General features: G+C 60.5%; 20 protein-coding genes. 6 read left to right on the plus strand and 14 right to left on the minus strand.

The annotated features are described in order from the left end of the window. Positions 1-178: 178 nt before the first annotated feature. The 9 genes from panC to dksA all read right to left on the minus strand — a co-directional run bounded on the left by panC (position 179) and on the right by dksA (position 10,979). Positions 179-1,039: a pantoate--beta-alanine ligase gene (gene panC, locus J5M73_RS27895; RefSeq protein ID WP_102865485.1), complete on the minus strand. Its 861-nt coding sequence runs from the start codon at positions 1,037-1,039 to the stop codon at positions 179-181. Beyond that, positions 1,036-1,836, minus strand: coding sequence for a 3-methyl-2-oxobutanoate hydroxymethyltransferase (gene panB / locus J5M73_RS27900; RefSeq protein WP_102865486.1), 801 nt, complete (start codon positions 1,834-1,836; stop codon positions 1,036-1,038). The genes panC and panB overlap by 4 nt, the downstream gene beginning before the upstream one ends. A 395-nt stretch (positions 1,837-2,231) precedes the next feature. Further along, complete coding sequence (gene folK, locus J5M73_RS27905; protein WP_102865487.1) at positions 2,232-2,711, minus strand: 2-amino-4-hydroxy-6-hydroxymethyldihydropteridine diphosphokinase; 480 nt, start codon at positions 2,709-2,711, stop codon at positions 2,232-2,234. A 3-nt stretch (positions 2,712-2,714) separates the two neighbouring features. Beyond that, positions 2,715-4,112: a polynucleotide adenylyltransferase PcnB gene (locus J5M73_RS27910; protein WP_102865488.1), complete on the minus strand. Its 1,398-nt coding sequence runs from the start codon at positions 4,110-4,112 to the stop codon at positions 2,715-2,717. Positions 4,113-4,856: 744 nt separating this feature from the next. Next, positions 4,857-6,284 (minus strand): sigma-54 dependent transcriptional regulator, encoded by a 1,428-nt coding sequence (locus J5M73_RS27915; protein WP_102865489.1) that lies wholly within the window; start codon positions 6,282-6,284, stop codon positions 4,857-4,859. A gap of 22 nt (positions 6,285-6,306) precedes the next feature. Continuing rightward, a complete protein-coding gene (locus J5M73_RS27920) occupies positions 6,307-9,261 on the minus strand; it encodes a sensor histidine kinase (protein ID WP_162884092.1) in 2,955 nt (984 codons plus the stop codon). Beyond that, entirely contained in the window at positions 9,245-9,421 is a 177-nt protein-coding gene (locus tag J5M73_RS27925) for a hypothetical protein (RefSeq protein WP_003176118.1), read from the minus strand. The genes J5M73_RS27920 and J5M73_RS27925 overlap by 17 nt, the downstream gene beginning before the upstream one ends. A 77-nt stretch (positions 9,422-9,498) precedes the next feature. Beyond that, complete coding sequence (gluQRS, locus tag J5M73_RS27930; protein WP_102865491.1) at positions 9,499-10,398, minus strand: tRNA glutamyl-Q(34) synthetase GluQRS; 900 nt, start codon at positions 10,396-10,398, stop codon at positions 9,499-9,501. Between the two features lie 140 nt (positions 10,399-10,538). Beyond that, a complete protein-coding gene (gene dksA / locus J5M73_RS27935) occupies positions 10,539-10,979 on the minus strand; it encodes an RNA polymerase-binding protein DksA (RefSeq protein WP_011063504.1) in 441 nt (146 codons plus the stop codon). 339 nt (positions 10,980-11,318) lie between these two features. Between dksA and J5M73_RS27940 the strand changes: the two genes are divergently transcribed. Both J5M73_RS27940 and sfsA read left to right on the plus strand, forming a co-directional pair. Next, positions 11,319-12,491 (plus strand): pyridoxal phosphate-dependent aminotransferase, encoded by a 1,173-nt coding sequence (locus J5M73_RS27940; protein WP_102865492.1) that lies wholly within the window; start codon positions 11,319-11,321, stop codon positions 12,489-12,491. Then, entirely contained in the window at positions 12,491-13,198 is a 708-nt protein-coding gene (gene sfsA / locus J5M73_RS27945; RefSeq protein WP_102865493.1) for a DNA/RNA nuclease SfsA, read from the plus strand. The genes J5M73_RS27940 and sfsA overlap by 1 nt, the downstream gene beginning before the upstream one ends. A gap of 2 nt (positions 13,199-13,200) precedes the next feature. On the opposite strand, the gene J5M73_RS27950 is transcribed toward sfsA, so the two are convergent. Next, positions 13,201-13,518: a Rieske (2Fe-2S) protein gene (locus J5M73_RS27950; protein WP_102865494.1), complete on the minus strand. Its 318-nt coding sequence runs from the start codon at positions 13,516-13,518 to the stop codon at positions 13,201-13,203. A 218-nt stretch (positions 13,519-13,736) separates the two neighbouring features. On the opposite strand from J5M73_RS27950, the gene J5M73_RS27955 reads away from it, so the two are divergent. From J5M73_RS27955 to J5M73_RS27970, 4 genes are read left to right on the plus strand one after another with little or no spacing between them, the layout of a single operon-like run. Further along, positions 13,737-14,612, plus strand: coding sequence for an ABC transporter substrate-binding protein (locus J5M73_RS27955; protein ID WP_102865495.1), 876 nt, complete (start codon positions 13,737-13,739; stop codon positions 14,610-14,612). Beyond that, on the plus strand, positions 14,609-15,646 hold the full coding sequence (locus J5M73_RS27960) for an iron ABC transporter permease (RefSeq protein WP_102865496.1): 1,038 nt from the start codon (positions 14,609-14,611) through the stop codon (positions 15,644-15,646). Before J5M73_RS27955 ends, J5M73_RS27960 begins: the two co-directional genes overlap by 4 nt. Then, positions 15,646-16,413, plus strand: coding sequence for a heme ABC transporter ATP-binding protein (locus J5M73_RS27965; protein WP_102865497.1), 768 nt, complete (start codon positions 15,646-15,648; stop codon positions 16,411-16,413). Before J5M73_RS27960 ends, J5M73_RS27965 begins: the two co-directional genes overlap by 1 nt. A 21-nt stretch (positions 16,414-16,434) precedes the next feature. After that, complete coding sequence (locus J5M73_RS27970; protein WP_102865498.1) at positions 16,435-17,298, plus strand: ChaN family lipoprotein; 864 nt, start codon at positions 16,435-16,437, stop codon at positions 17,296-17,298. 227 nt (positions 17,299-17,525) lie between these two features. Here J5M73_RS27970 and J5M73_RS27975 read toward each other — a convergent pair whose 3' ends face one another. From J5M73_RS27975 to J5M73_RS27990, 4 genes are all read right to left on the minus strand, one after another. Next, positions 17,526-18,332 (minus strand): cyclic nucleotide-binding domain-containing protein, encoded by an 807-nt coding sequence (locus J5M73_RS27975; protein ID WP_102865499.1) that lies wholly within the window; start codon positions 18,330-18,332, stop codon positions 17,526-17,528. Positions 18,333-18,345: 13 nt separating this feature from the next. Then, positions 18,346-18,618, minus strand: coding sequence for a TfoX/Sxy family protein (locus tag J5M73_RS27980; protein ID WP_011063495.1), 273 nt, complete (start codon positions 18,616-18,618; stop codon positions 18,346-18,348). A 223-nt stretch (positions 18,619-18,841) separates the two neighbouring features. Further along, positions 18,842-19,186: a pentapeptide repeat-containing protein gene (locus J5M73_RS27985; RefSeq protein ID WP_102865500.1), complete on the minus strand. Its 345-nt coding sequence runs from the start codon at positions 19,184-19,186 to the stop codon at positions 18,842-18,844. Positions 19,187-19,278: 92 nt separating this feature from the next. Further along, positions 19,279-20,835: a bifunctional aminoglycoside phosphotransferase/ATP-binding protein gene (locus tag J5M73_RS27990; protein WP_102865501.1), complete on the minus strand. Its 1,557-nt coding sequence runs from the start codon at positions 20,833-20,835 to the stop codon at positions 19,279-19,281. Between the last annotated feature and the right edge of the window lie 79 nt (positions 20,836-20,914).

A 20,914-nucleotide genomic window follows, 5' to 3' on the forward strand; every position in this document is an offset into this window, starting at 1 on the left:
TTGCCGGGGGCATCTACCGCCTGCGTGGTCTGACACTGAGCAGATCGCTTTCACCCTGGGCAAGATGGCACGCATAGGAAATTCCTGGGTCGGATCCTCGAACAGGACCTGCAGTATCAGCTGCAGGCCCCAGCCGGCGGCAGTTTGCCCGAAGGTTGGCGTTCGGGCAATCAGGCGGTCATGCCGGCGTGTCGAGGTCCAGATGCAGGTTGTCGATCAAGCGTGTTGCGCCCAGATAAGCCGCCACCAGAATCACCAGATCACGGTCTTCGGCAGTGGCGGGACGCAGGTTTTTCGCGTGACGGATTTCCAGGTAGTCCCGTCGCAGGCCGGCCGCCTCGAGCTGCTGCTGTTGCTCGGCCAGTAGCCTCGGATAGTCACGCTCGCCATCCCGAATGGCCTGAGCGATTTGGCTCAGACTGCGGTACAGCACGGGGGCGATGGCGCGCTGCTCTGCGCTCAAGTAGCCATTGCGCGAAGACAGGGCCAGGCCGTCGGTGGCCCTCACCGTTGGCTCGCCGATGATCTGGATCGGCATGTTCAGGTCATGCACCAGGGCACGAATGACCGCCAACTGCTGGTAGTCCTTCTGGCCGAACACGGCAAGGTCCGGCTGGACCATGTTGAACAGCTTGCTGACCACCGTGGCCACGCCTTCGAAATGACCAGGGCGGCTGGCGCCGCACAGGCCTTCGGAGAGCTGTGGCACGCTGACCCGGGTCTGTCCAGCCATGCCGTCGGGGTACATCTCTTCGACGCTGGGGGCGAACAGTAGATGGCAGCCGGCTTCGAGCAGTTTCTCCTGGTCGGCGGCCAGGGTCCGCGGATACTTGTCGAGGTCTTCGCCGGCGCCGAACTGCAGCGGGTTGACGAAGATACTGGCCACCACGAAATCCACTCGCTGGGCGGCCTTGGCCACCAGGGCGGCGTGACCGCTGTGCAGGTTGCCCATAGTGGGGACGAAGCCGATTCGCTTGCCTTCGCTGCGGGCACGGGCGACCGCAGCGCGCAACTCGCGCACGGTTTTGACTGTATTCATGCAGAGAACCCGTGTTCGGCGCCTGGGAAGGTAACGGCCTTGACCGCTTCGACATAGGCACTCAACGCCGCCTGGATGCTGTCTTTGCCGGCCATGAAGTTCTTCACGAACTTGGGCGAGCGACCGCTCAGAGACAGGCCCAGCATGTCGTGGAGCACCAGCACCTGGCCGTCGGTGGCGCTGCCGGCACCGATGCCAATCACCGGGATTTTCACCGCTTGAGTGATTTCCGCCGCCAGCTCGCTGGGCACGCATTCCAGCAGCAACATGGCGGCACCGGCCTGCTCCAGGGCAATGGCATCGGCCCGCATCTGCCGCGCCTGGCTCTCGTTGCGCCCCTGGACCTTGTAGCCGCCCAGCACATTCACTGTTTGTGGGGTCAGCCCCATGTGTACGCAGACCGGAACGCCGCGTTCGTTCAGCAGGCGAACCGATTCGGCCAGCCAGGCGGCACCTTCGATCTTGACCATGTGCGCCCCGGCCTGCATCAACTGGGCCGAGCTGCTCAGGGCCTGTTCGGGGGTGGCATAGGACATGAAGGGCAGGTCGGCGAGGATCAAAGCGCCGTTGTTGCCGCGTTTGACCGCCGCGACGTGATAGGCCATATCGGCGTTGCTCACGGGCAGTGTGCTGTCGTGCCCTTGCAACACCATGCCCAGGGAGTCGCCTACCAGCAGGACTTCGACGCCGGCTTCACAGCAGGTGTGGGCGAAGGTGGCGTCATAGCAGGTCAGCATGGTGATCTTTTCACCTTTCTGCTTGAGGCTTTGCAGGGTGGTCAGAGTGATGTCTGGCATGAAAAGGGGTCCTCATTTCAGGCGCTTTGGAAACTACTGCGAGTAACGCGCGTGATTCTTCGTTATTCAGGCGCACGGTCTTTTGTCGTGCTTATACAGCCTGGTTCCAAGCGATTTGAAAGCGGTACCGGGATTCGCGCTGGTGGCGTTGGACGCCTTATTCTGTGCCCAGAAGGGGCTGTGTACCAGCGGGTGCCACCGCCGTTGCACAAGCGCCTTGGCCTAGCGTTTCCTGGGGTCGCCGCGAACAAGCCTCGCTTGAATTGCGCCCTTTAACGCCGGGATGGCGGCAACGGGACGCCTATAGTCGTGATGAGGACTCTGGAAGTCAATTAGATGTGTTACCGCCTTGTTACGCCGGGAGTGTTACCGCCGTTACTGATGCGTTTCAGCGGTTATTTCAGCCGTTCCAGGCCGACAAATGGACAGGCGTCGAGCAGCTCCTGCAGGGTACGTCCGTCGGCCAGTTGCAATTCAGAGGGGGCCAGTTCCGCCAGGGGATAGAGGACAAAGGGGCGGGCCTGCATATGGTAATGAGGGACTTTGAGGCGCGGTTCGTCAATCAGGCGGTCGCCGAACAGGAGGATGTCCAGGTCCAGGGTGCGAGGGCCCCAGCGTTCATGACGTTCTCGGCCTTGCTGGTTTTCGATGGCCTGCAGCGCATCAAGCAGTGCCAAGGGCTCCAGGTCACTGTCCAGCGCCGCCACGGCATTGGTGTAGCGCGGCTGGCCGGGCAGCAGGGAATCGCTTTGATAGAAGGCCGACACGCCGTGGAAGTGGCTTGCGGGCAACTGCGCCAAGGCCTCGAGTGCGCTGCGCAGTTGTTCTTCAGGGGCAGCCAGATTGCTGCCCATGCCAATGTAGATGCGTTCCATCCATTACTCGCCTGAAGCGCTGGAGCTGCCTGCACGCTTGCGTTTGGCACCGCTGCTGCGCCGACGTTTGCGTGGTGCGCCGCTGGCGTCTTCCTTGCCGCTCAGGTCGCGGATCATGTCGCGGCGTTCGGAGTCATTGGCGTCCTGGTAGTCGGTCCACCATTCACCCAGGCCGTCAGTCTGCTCACCTGCGCTTTCACGCAGCAGCAGGAAGTCGTAGCCGGCACGGAAGCGCGGGTTGTCCAGCAACTGGTCGGCGCGCTTGCCGCTGCGCCGTGGCAGCCGTTCCTGCATGTCCCAGATTTCGCGGATCGGCATGGTGAAGCGCTTGGGAATGGCAATGCGTTGGCACTGTTCGGCGATCAGTTCGTGGGCCGCTTCCTGCATGGCCGGGATTGGCGGCATGCCGCGCTCCTGCAGGCGCAGGACCCGGGCGGGCAGGGCCGGCCAGAGCAGGGCGGCGAACAGGAAGGCCGGAGTCACGGGCTTGTTCTGCTTGATTCGCAAATCAGTGTTGATCAAGGCTTCACTGATCAATGTATGGGTGTAGGTCGGGTTGTATTCCAGGGCTTCGGCGCTGGCTGGGAACAATGGATCGAAAAGTTGCAGGTCCACCAGCATTTCGAAGGTGTCGGCCGCATAGCCGGAGAGGAACAGCTTGAGCACTTCTTCGAACAGACGTGCGGAAGGGATTTCCCGCAGCATGGGAGCCAGTTCGCGGATCGGCGTTGCGGTGTGCTTTTCGATACCGAAGTTGAGTTTTGCCGCGAATCGCACGGCACGCAGCATCCGCACCGGGTCTTCCTGGTAGCGCTGCCGAGGGTCGCCGATGAGGCGGATCAGATTGTTGCGAATGTCGTGTACGCCATTGGCGTAATCGAGGATGCGTTCGCTGACCGGGTCGTAATACAGGGCGTTGATGGTGAAGTCGCGGCGTTGCGCGTCTTCTTCAAGGGTGCCGTAGACGTTATCCCGCAGAATTCGCCCGCTTTCGTTACGGGAGGATTGATTGCTGTCTTCCTCATCGTCGTTCTGCGGGTGGTTGGCGCGGAAAGTCGCGACCTCGATGATTTCGCGGCCGAAGTGGATATGCACCAGTTTGAAACGACGGCCAATGATCCGTGCGTTACGAAACTCGGCCTTGACCTGCTCCGGTGTAGCGCTGGTGGCGACGTCGAAATCCTTCGGGGTGATGTTGAGCAGCATGTCGCGCACGCAGCCACCCACCAGATACGCCTGGTAGCCGGCGTTCTGCAGGCGTTCGACGATATTTACCGCATACCGGCTGAACTGGGCACGTTGCAGCGAATGTTGGCTGCTATTGAGCACTTCAGGGGTGCTGCGTTTATGTTGCGTACGACGCAAGGGAGAACGGAATGACTGGAACAGCTTCTTCAGCATGGGATGCACTGTTTGAAGGAATGTTCGGCCAAAACGAAGAATGACCGCATGATGGGCGGGGATTCTAGCATTTAGTCGAAGGATGGTGTAGGAAGCTGCCGCGACTTGTGCAGGCCTGCGCAAAGGTGCGATCTAGCAGGGCTGGCGTAGGTTTTTTTGGGGGAAATGCGAATTCTGGAAACCACAAGGGGAGCCGAAGCTCCCCCAGAATAGTTGCGTGCTCTATTTTTATTATTGGTTTCGGGCTTCTTGTTTTTGTTAAACGCCCTTGTCACTGAGGTTATCCAGAGTGACCCTCCCAATCGGGAGCCAAGAGCAAACGGATTGCTTTGATCGCTGAGTTGCAATGACCTTTCGATCCAACCAGTTCAGGCTCTGCCTTAGGGCAGTTTTTGTTGTTCTCGGCCTGGTTGTGGGGCATGCCCCAAATACAACGCCTCTCCAAAAGAATCAGTTAGCTGCGCCTCCGCCGTGTTGTTTTTATTATGCGTGAGTCGATTCGTCTTATTTTTATTGTCTTGTGCATTGCTTGTTATTGTTCTTGTACTAAACACATAGCAGTTGCCGTGCCAACTTTTGCGATCCCCAGTAAAACAAGGGGTTAGGCGTGCCGGGTGGTGTTTTTCAGGCCAAAAAAAACCGGGGCTTCGTTACCTTTAGCCCCGGCTTTTGTTACGTCCAATTACACAGGTAACAGTTTTTTTCACAAAGTCGAGCGTTACCCACACTCGGGTCAGCCTGGGTTCAGCTTTCGCTGGCTACCCCGCTTTTGCGCCGCGGGATGCCCAGGCGCTGGCGACGTTCCCAAAGGCATTTGCGGCTGACGCCCAGTTTGCGTGCCAATTCGGTCTCGGTCATGTGGTCCTGGTGTTCGAGGACAAAGTGCTGGAAGTAGTCTTCCAGGGACAGGTCCTCGGTGGGCTCGTGACTGGTGTTGCCCTGTTGCGCTGGCAGGCCGACGAAGTCATCGTCTTCGAGGTCGCTCAGCTCGATATCAATCCCCAGCAGGTCAGCGGAGATTTCCGGGCTTTCGCACAGGATTACCGCGCGTTCTACAGCGTTCTCCAGTTCACGCACGTTTCCTGGCCAGGAATAATGGCGAATAGCCTGTTCGGCGTCGGCGGCGAACTTCAGGTCCGAGCGGCCTATGCGTGCGCTCTGGCGGGCGAGGAAGGCATTGGCGATTTCAATGACGTCGGCGCCGCGCTCGCGCAAGGCGGGCAGTTTCAGGGCAATCACGTGCAGGCGGTAATACAGGTCCTCACGGAACTGGCCGATTTTCGAGAGGCTTTTCAAGTCGCGGTGAGTCGCTGCAATCAGGCGGACATCGACTTTTTGCGACTGCACGGACCCCACGCGACGGATCTCGCCTTCCTGCAGAACCCGCAGCAGGCGCGCCTGGGCCTCCAGTGGCAGCTCCCCGATTTCGTCGAGGAACAGTGTTCCGCCGTCCGCCGCTTCCACCAAGCCTGCACGCCCGGCGCTGGCGCCGGTGAACGCGCCTTTCTCATGGCCGAACAATTCGGACTCGATCAGGGTTTCCGGAATGGCCGCGCAGTTCACCGAGATCATGGGGGCCTTGGCCCGCTTGGAGAGGTTGTGCAGTGCCCGGGCCACCAGTTCCTTGCCGGTACCAGACTCGCCCTGGATCAGGACATTCGAATCTGTTGGCGCCACCTTGCGGATCTTGCTGTACATGTCCTGCATGGGCGGGCAGGAACCGATGATGCCGATTTCGCCGTTGTGGTTGCTGGCGCCGGCCTTGTCCGCAACGCTCCCCGTCTTGGTGGCTGGACGATCTGCCGGTGCGTTCTCGGCGCTTTGTCGGTCGCGGAGAATCCGGGCCACGGCCTGGAGCATTTCATCGTGGTCGAAAGGTTTGGCGATGTAGTCCACCGCACCCATTTTCATTGAGTCCACAGCCGAGCGCAGGCTGGCGTAACTGGTCATGATCAGTACAGGAGTGCCCTGGCCGAGCTTGATCAGTTCGGTGCCGGGGGCGCCAGGCAAGCGCAGGTCGCTGACAATCAGGTCGAATGTGGGAATGCTGAAGCGTTCCTGGGCTTCCTGCACCGAGCCGGCTTCGCTGACCTGGTACTGGTTGCGTTCCAGCAGGCGGCGAAGGGCGGAGCGGATAATGGTTTCGTCTTCGACGATCAGAATATGCGGCATTGATTCAATTCTCTCGACGGTCTCAGTTCACAGCGGACGTCGCTTCGACATGACGCGGTAAGGTCACCCGAATACGGGTGCCGCGTTGGCTTTGTGGATCGGCCGGGCTGTCGATGGTGATTTGTCCATAATGCTCTTCAACGATGGAATAGACCAGTGCAAGGCCCAGTCCGGTACCTTCCCCAGGGTCCTTGGTGGTGAAAAACGGTTCGAACAATCGGTCCATGATGTTCTTGGGAATGCCGCTGCCTTCGTCTTCCACGATCAGATCGACCGTGTGTTCGAAAGCCTCGCTCTTGACGCGTACCGCGCTGCCGGGAGGAGAGGCGTCGCGGGCGTTGGACAGGAGGTTGATCAGTACCTGCGCCAGCCGCTGCGGATCACCATCGACCCAGTGGTCGGGATCGCACAGATTGAAGAACTGCACTTCGAAATTGCGCCGGTTCAAGGCCAGGAGGCCAATGGCGTCCTGGGCAACTTCGGCCAGGCAGACGGCTTCGTCGTTGTGCTGATGGCTACCGGCGTGGGCAAAGCTCATCAGTGACTGGACGATGCGCGAAATGCGCTTGGTCTGCTCGAGGATCTGCTCACTGATTTCCGTCAGCTCACCGTCTTCCTCGCGCTCCTCCCGCAGATTCTGCGCCAGACAGGCGATGCCAGTGATCGGATTGCCGATCTCGTGAGCCACCCCGGCAGCGAGGCGTCCGATACTGGCCAGGCGTTCGGAGTGCACCAGCTTGTCTTCCAGGGTCTGGGTTTCGGTCAGGTCTTCCACCAGCAACACCAGGCCGCTGTTACCCGGAGCCAACGGCTCGTCGATGGCCGCCTTGTGCAGGTTCAGCCAGCGAGTCTGGCCGTCGAGGGCCAGATGCTGCTTGTGCAAGTGCTCGTCCGGCAAGTTGATAAAGCCCTGCAGCAGGTCTTTCCATGGATTGGTGATGGTGCTCAGGCGCGATCCCACCACATGCTGAGCGGGAATGCCGGTCAACTCCTCCATGGCCTTGTTCCACATGAGGATTTCCTGATCCTTGGCCAGGGAGCAGACGCCCATGGGCAGTTCCTGCAGGGTTTGTCGGTGGTAACGGCGCAGGGCATCGAGCTCGGCGGCCAGGCCGGTCAGGCGTGAGTGGTAGTCCTCGAGGCGGCTCTCGATGAAATGGATGTCTTCGGTGACATAGTTTTCTCCGCCGGCCTTGTAGGGCAAGAAGGTTTCCACCATGTCCTGGGCGACACTCGGTCCCATCAGGCCGGACAGGTTGGCCTCGATACGGTCACGCAGACGCCGCAAGGCATAGGGGCGGCGTTCGTCAAAAGGCAGATACAGGTCGCGCAGGGCCTGTTCCACTTCCTTTTGCGCGGCCTTGGCTCCCAGCGGCTTGGCCAGTTGGGTGGCGAACTCCTGGGGCGAGGCGGCATGCAGTTCCCGTCGTTGCGGGCGCCGCACGTTGTCCACGGCGCAGGCTTCGGCGGCGCTGGTTTCCTCGGTACTGGCGTTGGTGAACAGCGAAATCAGGGTGAACATCAGTACGTTGGCTGCCAGCGAGGCGATGGCCGCCATGTGCCAGCTCGTGTCGTCGAGGACGTAGATCATGTTCAGCAGCGGGATATAGAAACCCTGCAGGTTGCCGATCAGAGGCAGCAGCATGGTCACCAGCCAGACCAGGATCCCCGCCAGCAGCCCGGCAATGAAGCCCCGACGGTTGGCGGTCGGCCAGTACAACACCGAAAGCACGCCGGGAAGAAATTGCAGGGTAGCGACGAAGGCGACAATGCCCAGGTTGGCGAGGTCCTGTTCGGCTCCCAGCAGCAGGTAGAAGGCGTAGCCGGCCATGATGATGGCGACGATCAGGGCGCGACGGGTCCACTTCAGCCAGCGATAGATGTTGCCTTCTGCAGGGGGCTGGTAAAGCGGCAGCACCAGATGGTTCAGGGCCATCCCCGACAGGGCCAGCGTGGTGACGATGATCAGGCCGCTGGCGGCCGAGAGCCCGCCGACATAGGCCAGTAGCGCCAGGGCTGGGCTATTGGCGGCGATACCTATGCCCAGGGTGAAATATTCCGGATTGGTGGTGGCGCCGAGCTTGAGTCCGGCCCAGAGAATCAGCGGCACCGCCAGGCTCATCAGCAGCAGGAACAGCGGCAACCCCCAGCTGGCGCTGACCAGGGCTCGGGGGTTGAGGTTTTCGGTAAAGGTCATGTGGTACATGTGCGGCATGACGATCGCCGAGGCGAAGAACACCAGCAGCAGGGTGCGCCACGGGCCCTCTTGCAGTGGAGTGTGCAGCGCGGCGAGGGCGGTCTGGTTCTGCAGCAGCCAGAGTTCCAGCTGTTGCGGACCATCGAAGACCCCGTACAGCGCATATAGGCCGACGCCGCCGATGGCGATCAGCTTGATCACCGATTCGAAGGCAATGGCGAACACCAGGCCTTCATGTTTCTCCCGGGTAGCGATGTGTCGTGAACCGAAGAAAATCGTGAACAGGGTGATCAGCGCGCAGAAGCTCAGCGCTACTCGATGTTGCACCGGTTCATGGGTGAGGATGCCGATCGAGTCGGCCACTGCCTGGATCTGCAGGGCCAGCAAGGGCAGGACTCCTACCAGCATGAAGATGGTGGTCAGGGCGCCGGCCCAGGTGCTGCGGAAACGGAAGGCGAACAGGTCCGCCAGGGATGACAGTTGATAGGTGCGGGTGATCTTCAGGATCGGATAGAGCAGCACCGGCGCCAGCAGGAAGGCCCCGGACACCCCCAGGTAGCTGGAGAGGAACCCGTAGCCGTACTGATAGGCCAGGCCCACCGTGCCGTAGAAGGCCCAGGCGCTGGCATAGACCCCCAACGACAGGGTGTAGGTCAGCGGGTGGCGAATGATCGAGCGCGGAATCATGCCGCGCTCACTGATCCAGGCCACCCCGAACAGCACCAGCAAGTAGGCGGCGCTGATCAGGATCATCTGGGTCAGGCTAAAGCTCATCGGCATCTTTTTGGCTCTGCAGGATGAAGGTCACGACGATCAGAATCAGCCAGAGCAGATACGGGCGATACCAGGCGCCAGTAGCATCGATCCACCAATCCATGATGGCGGGGGAGAACAGATAGATCCCCACTACCAGGAGCAGGACCAAGCGATAGATGTACATCTCGGCCTCTCTTTATTGTGTGCGTGCCCGAAAACGTGCGGCGATGGTAACGGATGGGCGCCAAGCTGCAAGGGGCGTCAGCTCAATTGGGCTTCCGGCACGCTCAGTGTGCGTGGAATCAAGCTTGCATCCCAGTGCGCAGTACCCCAGCGCATGATCTCTGCCACGCTGGCATCGGCCAGTTCGCTTGGCGCTGTCTGCCCCAGGGCCCGCAGCGCTCGCAATAGCAAGGGCGGCGCCTGATCTTCGCTCAGTGGTGGCGAGCGGTAGGACTTGCCCAGTTTGTGGCCGTCCGGCTGAGTGATCAGCGGCACATGCAGGTAACGCGGCTGAGGCAGCCCCAGCAATTCCTGCAAGTACAACTGACGCGGTGTGGAGTCCAGCAGGTCAGAACCACGGACGATGTCGGTGATGCCTTGCCACGCGTCGTCCAGCACCACGGCCAGTTGATAAGCATAGAGGCCATCCCGGCGCTGGATCACGAAGTCCCCCACGTCCCGGCCCAGGTGCTGGCGGTACTCGCCCTGGACCCGGTCGGTGAAGCGGTACTCCAGCTCCGGCACGCGCAGGCGGATCGCTGCATGCTCTCGGGCATGGCCGAGGTTGCGGCACAGGCCCGGGTAGATGCCGTGGTAGGGCTCCAGCTGTTTGCGTGAACAGGTACAGGCATAGGCCAGGCCCTGGTTGAACAAGCGGTTGAGCACCTCGGCATAGGCAGTGTGGCGTTCGCTCTGACGGACCATGTCACCGTCCCATTCGAAACCGTAGCATTCCAGGGCCTTGAGGATCGCTGCCTGGGCGCCGGGTTCTTCCCGGGGCGGATCGAGGTCTTCCATGCGCACCAGCCAGCGGCCGCCGACAGCTCGTGCATCCAGATAGGAGGCAAGGGCTGCAACCAGCGAGCCGAAATGCAGGTAGCCGCTGGGGGTGGGGGCGAAGCGTCCGATGTATGAAGAAGGAGATGTGGAGGCAGTCATGGGCAGGATGCTATCGGGGCTGGCCCCGGAGTGATGACAGGAACGGGGGGATTGCTTTTGCGAGTGAGCTCGCTTCTACAGCGCAAGGCGGAAACGAAAACGGAGCGTGTATACGCTCCGTTTCAGGTTCAGGCCGGCGATTACTTGCCGACTTGTTTTTCCTTGATTTCCGCCAGGGTCTTGCAATCAACGCACATATCGGCGGTTGGGCGGGCTTCCAGCCGGCGGATGCCGATCTCGACACCACAGGATTCACACCAGCCGTATTCTTCGTCTTCGATCAGCTGCAGGGTCTTGTCGATCTTCTTGATCAACTTGCGCTCACGATCACGGGCGCGCAGTTCAAGGCTGAACTCTTCTTCCTGGCTGGCACGGTCGGCCGGGTCAGGGAAGTTGGCCGCTTCATCTTTCATGTGATCAACAGTGCGGTCGACTTCCTGCATCAAGTCCTGTTTCCACTTGTTCAGGATCTTGGTGAAGTGCTCACGCATGGGCTTGCCCATGTACTCTTCGCCCGCAGTTTCAACATAAGGTTCAAAACCGCTGATCGATTGAATCTGTTGCTTTGCTTGGGTGGGCATGAATGGACCGCCTCTACTCTTGTAATCCATTGCGCAGGATTGCTCCATCTCCGACACTTGCCGGCCCTGCGGCTGCAAGCGGGCGAACTTACCAGATCAAACCAGAGCGCGCTACTCCCGGTTGTCGAGCCTGTGTCCAGTCGCAGTCCGTAGACACGGGAAAACTCTGGCATGGCTTGCAGATCGGTCCGCTCAATCGTTGATTTTAGTCAAATCTGCGGTTTCTGTTTGCACCAGTTGGCGCAAGGCAACAGACCGCATGGATAGGGTTGGGTTCTCCCGAGCTTCACTGGATGGGTAGAATCGGACTTTTGCTCCCCCTCGAATAAAGGAAGGCTAATGGCTCTGCCCTACAGCGCGCGCAGTCGCGCTATCGAACCTTTCCATGTCATGGCCCTGCTGGCCCGCGCCAATGAGTTGCAAGCCGCTGGACATGATGTGATTCACCTGGAGATCGGCGAGCCGGACTTCACCACCGCCGAGCCGATCATCAAGGCCGGGCAGGCGGCCTTGAGTGCCGGCAAGACTCGTTACACCGCGGCGCGAGGTATCCCGGAGCTGCGTGGGGCAATCTCCGGTTTCTACCAGCAGCGTTATGGCCTGGATATCGACCCCGAGCGGATCATGATCACTCCCGGAGGTTCTGGTGCGTTGCTGCTGACCAGCAGCCTGCTGGTGGACCCGGGCAAGCACTGGCTGCTGGCTGACCCGGGCTATCCGTGCAACCGGCATTTCCTGCGTCTGGTGGAAGGTGCTGCGCAGTTGGTGCCGGTAGGGCCGGATGTGCGTTATCAACTGACTCCTGACTTGGTGGAGCGTTACTGGGATCAGGACAGCGTCGGCGCCCTGGTTGCTTCCCCGGCGAACCCTACCGGGACTGTGCTCAGTCGTGATGAACTGGCGGGCCTGTCCGCTGCGATCAAGGCTCGCAACGGACATCTGGTGGTGGACGAGATCTACCACGGCCTGACCTATGGCACTGATGCCGCCAGCGTGCTGGAAGTGGATGACAGCGCTTTCGTCCTGAATAGTTTTTCCAAGTATTTCGGCATGACCGGCTGGCGCCTGGGGTGGCTGGTGGCACCGCCTGCGGCTGTGGGTGAGCTGGAGAAACTGGCGCAGAACCTCTACATCAGTGCGCCGAGCATGGCCCAGTACGCTGCTCTGGCCTGTTTCGAGCCGCAAACCATCAGCATGCTTGAGGAGCGTCGTGCCGAATTCGGGCGCCGCCGGGATTTCCTGCTCCCGGCCTTGCGCGAGTTGGGCTTTGGTATCGCCGTGGAGCCTGAAGGAGCCTTCTATCTGTACGCCGATATCAGCGCTTTTGGTGGTGATGCCTTTGCTTTCTGCCGGCACTTCCTGGAGACCGAGCACTTGGCCTTCACTCCCGGCCTGGACTTCGGTCGTCACCAGGCGGGACACCATGTGCGTTTCGCCTACACCCAGAGCCTGGAGCGCCTCCAGGAAGCGGTGCAGCGTATCTCCCGTGGCCTGCAGAGCTGGCAAGGCTGATGCGCTTCGATCCTCCCTTGGAAGAAGGGCGTCTGCTGCGTCGCTACAAGCGTTTCCTGGCAGACATCGAAACCGCTGCGGGCGAACAGATGACGATTCACTGTCCCAATACCGGCTCGATGTTCAATTGCATGGTTGAAGGCGGGCAGGTGTGGTTCAGCCGTTCCAACGACCCCAAGCGCAAGCTGCCGGGCACCTGGGAAATCAGTGAAACGCCTCAAGGTCGTCTGGCCTGCGTCAATACCGGGCGGGCCAACAGCCTGGTTGAAGAGGCGTTGAGGGCGGGTCTGATCAATGAATTGAACGGCTTCACCGGGTTGAAGCGCGAGGTGCCTTATGGGCAGGAGAACAGTCGCATCGATTTTCGCCTGGATTACCCGTGCGGTCCGGCCTATGTCGAGGTCAAGAGTGTCACTCTGGGGTTCGATGGTTGCGCAGTGGCGGCGTTCCCCGATGCGGTGACCCAGCGCGGCGCCAAGCACTTGCGTGAACTGGCAAGCCTGGCTCGGGAGGGGGTACGTGCGGTTCAGCTGTATTGCGTCAATCTCTCGGGTATAGAAGCAGTGCGTCCGGCAGAGGAGATTGATCCGGGGTATGCCGTAGCCCTGAGGGAGGCGGTAGCGGCCGGTGTCGAGGTGCTGGCTTATGGCGTTCGCCTGACGGCACAGGAAGTCTCTATCGATCGGCGCTTAGAGGTGCTGTTTTAGGGTTAAAGATCGACCCAGATGCCCTGACTGTCTTCCCTGCAGTCGATAGCCCTCAGGAACTGTCCGGCGCATGGCCCTGCCACACATTCGCCACTCTCGATCAGAAACAGTGCGCCATGGGTGGCGCACTGGATCAGGCTGGCGCTGGGATCGAGGAACTGATCAGGTTGCCATTCCAGGGGGACTCCTCGGTGCGGGCACTGATTGGCATACACGTAGGCCTGCCCCTCGCGGCGCACGGCAAAGAGCTTCAAACCCGCAAGCTGGAAACCCCGGCTACCGGCCTCGGGAAGGTCACTCCCGGCGCAAAGAAATTTCATGTCTATCCTCTTGGTCCCAAGGCTCTGCGCTAAGGCTGTCACAGTTTTTCCGTGGCGGCAGGATGAAACATGTCGACGCTTGACTGCTAAATGAAAACAATTATCAAATGGCCGCCTCGCCCGACACGGGGTGCTTGCTCATTTCGATGCCTGCTCTGCCTGGCATGTCACATGGACAGCTGCTTCGCGGGCCCCACGTCTATAAAGGAAATGTACTTATGCGCCTGAGTGCCAGCGCCATTGCGTTCTGTGCCGGAATGCTGGTGAGCCAGTGGGCCACCGCCGATGAGTTGCCGCAGCGTTGGGTCAGTGCTGGTGGGGCCTTGTCTGAGTGGGTAACAGCTCTGGGCGCGGAGTCGAAGCTGGTAGGGGTCGACACCACCAGCCAGCACCCGGCATCACTCAAGGCGCTGCCCAGCATTGGCTATCAACGGCAGCTATCGGCGGAAGGCATCCTGAGCCTGCGGCCGCAGATTCTGGTGGGTACAGAGGAAATGGGCCCGCCACCGGTGCTGTCACAGATTCGTAGCGCCGGGGTCAGGGTCGAGCTGTTTTCTGCCCAGGCCGATCTTCCTACCTTGCAGCACACTTTGCGGCATCTGGGGCAACTACTGGGCCGCGAGGCGCAAGCCGCAGAGCTGTTTCAGGACTATCAAAAGCAGCTTGAACAGCAACACGCCTGGGTCAGTGAGGCACAGAAGGCCCAGGCGGCGCCGGGAGTATTGCTGCTGCTGGGACATGCCGGCGGTAAACCGCTGATTGCCGGCAAGGACACTGCGGCGGACTGGCTCCTGCAGCAGGCCGGTGGGCACAACTTGGCGACCCATACCGGCTACAAGCCGTTTTCGGTGGAGTCCTTGGCCGGCTTGAGTCCGCAAGTCCTGGTGTTTTCCGATCGCAGTCTGAGCGGCGACGCGGCCCGTGCTGCGCTGTTCAAGGAAAACCCGGTGCTGGCGTCTACTGCGGCGGTCAAGGCTGGGCGGGTGGTCGAATTGGATCCGACCTTGCTGGTGGGGGGCTTGGGGCCTCGGTTGCCGGATAGCCTGAAGCGCCTGGCGGCAGCGTTCTACCCCCAGGCCAAGTCGGCCCAATGAGTCGTCTGGTCAAACCTAGAACGCTGTTTCTCGGGTTGGGAGCCCTGTGCCTCCTGGCTATTTGGCTGTCACTGGCCTTGGGGCCGGTCAGCCTGCCCCTGTTCGATACCTTGCGCGCCGCCCTGCGCTTGCTTGGAATACCGATCAATGGGCAGGGGCTGGAGCAGGCGGAGCTGATCCTCGGGCAGATCCGCTTGCCGCGGACCTTGCTTGGCCTTGCAGTGGGTGGAGTGCTGGCGCTGTCCGGCGTGGCCATGCAGGGACTGTTTCGCAATCCCCTGGCGGATCCGGGGCTGGTGGGGGTGTCCAGTGGAGCAGCGTTGGGCGCGGCGATCGCCATTGTTGGCGGCTCGATGTTCGGCGGTGTACCGGAAGCCATTGGCCCTTACCTGCTTTCACTCTGTGCCTTTCTGGGTGGCCTGGGAGTTACGGCGCTGGTCTATCGTCTTGGCCGGCGCAATGGCCAGACTCATGTAGCAACCATGTTGCTGGCGGGAATAGCCTTGACGGCTCTGGCCAGCTCGGCTGTGGGCTTGTTCACCTACCTGGCGGATGATGCCACCTTGCGAACCTTGACCTTCTGGAACCTGGGCAGCCTGAACGGTGCCAGTTACCAGCGGTTGTGGCCGCTGCTGCTGGTGACGGCTGCGGTAGCTCTGTGGTTGCCTCGTCGGGCCACGGCATTGAATGCGCTGCTACTGGGCGAGTCCGAGGCCAAGCATTTGGGGATCGATGTCGAAGGACTCAAGCGCGAGCTGGTGTTCTGTACTGCCCTGGGCGTGGGAGCTGCCGTGGCTGCAGCGGGGATGATAGGTTTTGTCGGACTGGTGGTGCCCCATCTGGTGCGCCTGCTGTCGGGGCCGGATCACCGCACCTTGCTTCCGGCATCGATCCTGGCGGGGGCCAGCTTGCTGCTGTTGGCTGACCTGGTGGCGCGTCTGGCGCTGGCACCAGCCGAATTGCCCATCGGTATCGTCACCGCTTTTATCGGCGCCCCGTTCTTTCTGTACCTGTTGTTGCGAGGGCGCGCCTGATGCTGCGAGTCGAGAATCTGCATGTCCGCCGTGGTGGTAAAGATGTTCTGTCCGGCGTGGACCTGCAATTGTTGCCGGGCCAGGTATTGGGGGTGCTTGGACCCAATGGCGCCGGTAAAAGCAGTCTGCTCGGAGCCATGAGTGGAGAGTTGGCGGCCCACCAGGGCCGAGTGTCGCTGGATGGGCAAGAGTTGGCGCAGTGGCAGGGTACATTGCGGGCGCAACGTCTGGCGGTGTTGCCTCAGGCGTCGAGTCTGGACTTCGCTTTTCGGGTCGAGGAAGTGGTGGGGCTTGGGCGCTTGCCCCATCAGAGTGGTCGCGTGCGTGACGCGCAGATAGTCAGTGCCGCGCTGGAAGCGGCCGATGTGATGCATCTGTCGGGGCGCAGCTACCTGGCGTTGTCGGGTGGAGAGCGGCAGCGGGTGCATCTGGCGCGGGTCCTGGCGCAATTGTGGCCAGGACAGAGTGGGCACAACCTGTTGCTGGATGAGCCCACGTCTGCCCTCGACCCGTTGCATCAACACATCACCTTGCAGGCCGTCCGGGAGTTTGCCGATCGCGGCGCGGCGGTGCTGATTATCCTCCATGACCTGAATCTGGCGGCGCGCTACTGTGATCGGGTATTGCTGCTTGAAGGCGGACGCCCGCATTCGTTGGGGACGCCAGCCGAGGTGCTGCGTTCCGAGCCGTTGCAAGCGGTGTTCGGCCTGGAGGTTCTGGTGCAGCAGCACCCTGAACGCGGGCATCCGTTGATCATTGCCCGTTGATCTGACACACGGAGAGACCTGATGCGTGCACTCTCGCTACTGCTGGCCTTGTTGCTGGCGGCCTGTCACAGCATGCCGGAAACGCTGCCGCCCCCGGTTGCGCGGGAGCCAGGCAACATTATTGATCTGCACAATGGTGAGGCGCTGAGCCCAGGCGAGCTGGTTGAACGCCTGGCACAGGCGCCCAGGCTGATAGTCGGTGAGCAGCATGACAACGCCGATCATCACGCGTTGCAACTCTGGCTCTTGCGCTCTATGTCCGCGGAGCGGCAACAGGGCAGTCTGTTGTTGGAAATGCTCAATCCGGATCAGCAATCAAAAGTCGATGAGGTCAAGCGGTCCCTGGATGGGCGGCGTTTGCCTGAAGGATTACCCGCTACGTTGGCCTGGCAACCGGGTTGGGACTGGAGTCTCTACGGTCCGCTGGTGGGGTATGCGTTGAAGCAGCCCTATCCCTTGCTGGCAGCCAATCTGAACACTCAGGACGTGCGCAGGATTTATGCACAGGCGCCTGTTCTGTCCGGGGCGCGGAGCAATGCCCGCCCGGTGACTCAGCTCTTGTCCGCGCAAATTCGCGAGTCCCACTGTGGCCTACTGCCCGAAAGCCAGGTGCCGTCCATGCTGGCGGTGCAGCAACAGCGGGATCGGCGCATGGCCGAGCGGCTGCTGGCAGCACCGACTCCAGCCTTGCTGTTTGCCGGATCTTTTCATGGGCGCCGAGATCTTGGGGTGCCCTTGCATATGGCTGATCTGGATCAGGGGCAGGAAGTTGTGGTGCTGATTCTGGCGGAGCAGGGAAGTGAGGTTTCCCCGGCATCGGCCGATTACGTCTGGTACACGCCACCCCAGCCACCCAAGGATTACTGTGCGCAATTGAAACCTTGAATGGCTCACTTTTTCACCGGCAAAAAAAGACCCGGCAAGAGCCGGGTCAAATAACCGTGATTAGCCTGATGAGGAGATAATCTGAGAGTCCGAACCACTGGTCTTCCAGGTTATCGACTGATCTCGCGACCAGTTGTGATAATCATAACGATTCTCATTTCGAAGTCAACAAGGCTTTTTCAGTTTTCGCATATTTCGCTAAACGCTTGTTTGGATCCTCTGCTGGTTCAATCTTGGCTCGGGCTGCTCAAGGCCATGAGACGGGTCACTTCCTTGTTCAGCAGGTCGATGCGCCGTGCCATGCTCTCGATCAGGCTGTGGGCGATGCGTGGATTGCTCTGGGTCAGGCTGAGGAACTGCTCCTTGGGAATCAGCATGATCGTGCTCGGCTCGCTGGCGATCACACTGGCGCTGCGTTTCTCTCCGGTGAAGACTGCCATGGCGCCAAAAATCTCATCCTTGGGTACATCGCCAACTTTGTGGCCATCGACAAAGGCTTGGGCGTGTCCTTCGAGAATCACGAAGACATGATCCGCCTCATCCCCCTGAGCAATCAGAACCTCGCCTGAAGCTACCCGTTTGAAGCCGTTGTTGCTGCGTAATTCCGGAGGTTTCAAGCGAGCTACTGCATCAGAGAGTAGGGCGGTCTGGCCAATCAGGTATTGCAGCAACAGTTCCGAGCGCTGTTCGTCGGCGTAGATATGCCGGAACACGTCGGTCCGCAAATAGGGGGTCAATATCAGTGGTGTGTCGCTGCTCAAGTGCCACTGTGGCTGCTCGATACCTCGACGCAACCCCACCAGATCCCCTTCATGCAGGTAAAAAAGTGGTCGTTCGTCAACGCTGGCCTGGATCACGCCGCTGTCGAGGAGGAACAGTTGGTGACCGGGCAGTGCGCTGGACAGGTCCGCTACAGCTTCAAATTCCAGGGCTGAACCGCTGGGTGAAAGTCCCGCCAGTAGTTGCGTCGGGATACTTTGCAGACGGTTGATCAAGGCATCGGCGTAGGCCGGTTGCTCCCCCATCAGATACATAAGGTTCTGCCAGTCAGTTTTTGTGGCGAGAGGAAATGGCGTCCAGCTGTTTGTTCAACGCCTCTTTGCGTTCAGCAGGAAGGTCGTTCCAGTGCATGTCCATCAAGGCTCCTTCAATGGCGTATAGCAGGACTTTAGAGGCGCGAAAACCGCGGGTGCGCACCGCCCGATAGGCGTCTACCGCGCCCAGGCGGCGCAAGTCCGAAGCACTATGGATGCCCACTGCATGCAGCCATTGTGCGGAGGTCTTGCCAAGGTTCTTCAAATGTTGCAGTTCATCATTCATTAAGCCTCCTGGCGATGGCCGAATGGTGAGTGGGCAGCCTCAAAGGAGTGTAGCGCTCAGTAGAAAACGCGCTGTTCTTTGGTCGGGTTTGGCGCAAATGCTTCTAAGGAGGGGGGATCAGGGCGAGGCAGCGAGGGCGCTCGGGCCTTGCAGGGTAAGGGAGCAATGGGGATGTCGCGGGTCCGGCGCGCAGTTGGGCGCCGGACAGAGCAGTGCAGGGGTTTCAGCGGGTGTTGTACCGCAGGCGGGTACCGAAGTTGACCGACATGAGGATTTCGTCGGCAGTCAGTTCTACCGGGAAGTAGGCGCCAGAGATTTGCGCATGAGCCAGGCTGGCGCCTTCCATGGTGGCATTGCGCAGGTCCAGGCCACGCAGATCGGCGGAACGGAAGTAGGCGTCAGTGAAGTCGATGCCCTGAGCGTTCAACTGTCGCAGGTCGAGGCCGCGGAAGTCACCGCCACGCATGTCGATGGGTTGATCCTTTGGACGTTCGCGGTTGAAACCGACGATGTCGTCTCTATGCAGCAGGGCGTAAAGCGGAGTATCCAGAAGTTTCGGTTGGCTCATGGCGACGTCACCAGTGTTGGATTTATGACGCCAGTATAGTGCCACTATTTTTCAGCCGTGAAGTCTTTGCACTTCACGGCTGAAATTACTGCTTACAGGCCTGGGAGGCGCTGACGAATGTTGGCAACCAGGGCATCCAGGCTACCGCTTTCGTTGGTTTCGATGCGCTTGCTGCGTAGCAGCTCTTCGTCGGTCAGGGCCTCACGCGTGGCTTGCTGGGTGGCGATCACTTCCAGAGTGGCATCGGAAGGATCGTTCTGATCGGCTTGACGTTGAGCCAACCAGCTGGCGACCACTGCCTCGGGTGCGTTGCAGTCGATGATCAGGCAAGGGGTGCCGGTGGCTTCGGCCACCTTGGCTGCGGCATCCCGCTGCGCGCGCTTGAGGTAGGTAGCGTCGATCACGACTGGGAAACCAGCGCGCAGAATAGTTTCGGCAATTTCATGCAGGCGGGTGTAGGTGGCGCTGCTGGCTTCGCTGCTGTAGATACCGGCGTGAGGGTCGTTCGGCACTTGTTGCTCGCCGAACAGACGCTTGCGTTCCACATCGGAGCGCAGGCGAACGGCGCCCAATGCCTCCACCAGACGCATGGCTACGCGGCTTTTGCCAACGGCCGAGACGCCCGAGGTGATCGCCAGGAAGCGTGATGGAATGGTGCTGTAGCTTTCCGCGAGGTTGGCGTAGTTGCGGTATTGGCGCAGGGTGGTGGCGCGCTGCACCGGAGTGGCATCGGCCGGCATGCTGAACAGGCTGACTTTGGCGCGTACCAGAGCACGGTAGGCTTTGTAGAAGTTCAGCAGTTCCAGGCCCTGATAGTCACCGGTCAGTTCCAGGTACTGGCTGATGAAACGCCGCGCCAGGCTTTTCAGGCCGCGATCTTCCAGGTCCATGGCGAGGAAGCCGGTGTCGGCATAGACGTCAGTGAAACGGAAGGGTTCGTTGAATTCGATGCAGTCGAAAATCACCACCTTACCGTCGATAAGAGTGGCGTTACCCAGGTGGATATCACCGTGGCACTCACGGATAAAGCCTTCGCTCTTGCGTTGGGCCAGCAGTGGCTTGAGGCGTTCGAAACTAGCCTCGGCCCAGGCCTCCAGGGCTTCGAGCTGCTGCAGGTCGGCCTTATCGCTGAGGAAGGGGCGTATCTGCTCGAAGTTCTGGCGTACTGGCGCCATTACGCTTTCCGGTGTACCGGCTTCGTGGGCGGCCGGGACCTTGGGGGCGCTGAGGTGGAACTCGGCGATCTGCTTGGCTAGCTCGTCGATGTGCGCGGTGGTCAGTTCGCTATTGGTTTGCAAGGTGCTGAGCAATTGGCTCTGAGGGAACTGGCGCATTTTCAGCGCGTATTCGATGACCGGGCCGTTGCCGCCCAGCTCTGGAGCTTCGGCGCTACCGGTGATCGGCAGGACTTCCAGGTACAGGTCCTGGGTCAGGCGCTGGTTCAGGCGCAGCTCTTCACCGCAGAAATGCTCCCGGGCATCCAGGCTGGTGAAATCGAGGAACCCGAAATTCACCGGCTTCTTCACTTTATAAGCAAAGGGACCGGTGAGCAGTACCCAGGAGATGTGGGTTTCGATGACCTGAAACCCTTCTACGGGATGAGGATACAAAGCGGGGTTTTGCAGGGCGGCGATCAGTGACTGGCTCACGGGTGATCCTTTAGAGTCGGGAAAATCGAGGGCGTCATTATGGCCGTTGGGAGGGGTAACGCAAACCTCGGGTGGCGCA

It is taken from the genome of Pseudomonas sp. 50_B (genome assembly GCF_017491625.1).
GTDB classification, from domain to species: Bacteria; Pseudomonadota; Gammaproteobacteria; order Pseudomonadales; family Pseudomonadaceae; genus Aquipseudomonas; species Aquipseudomonas danubii.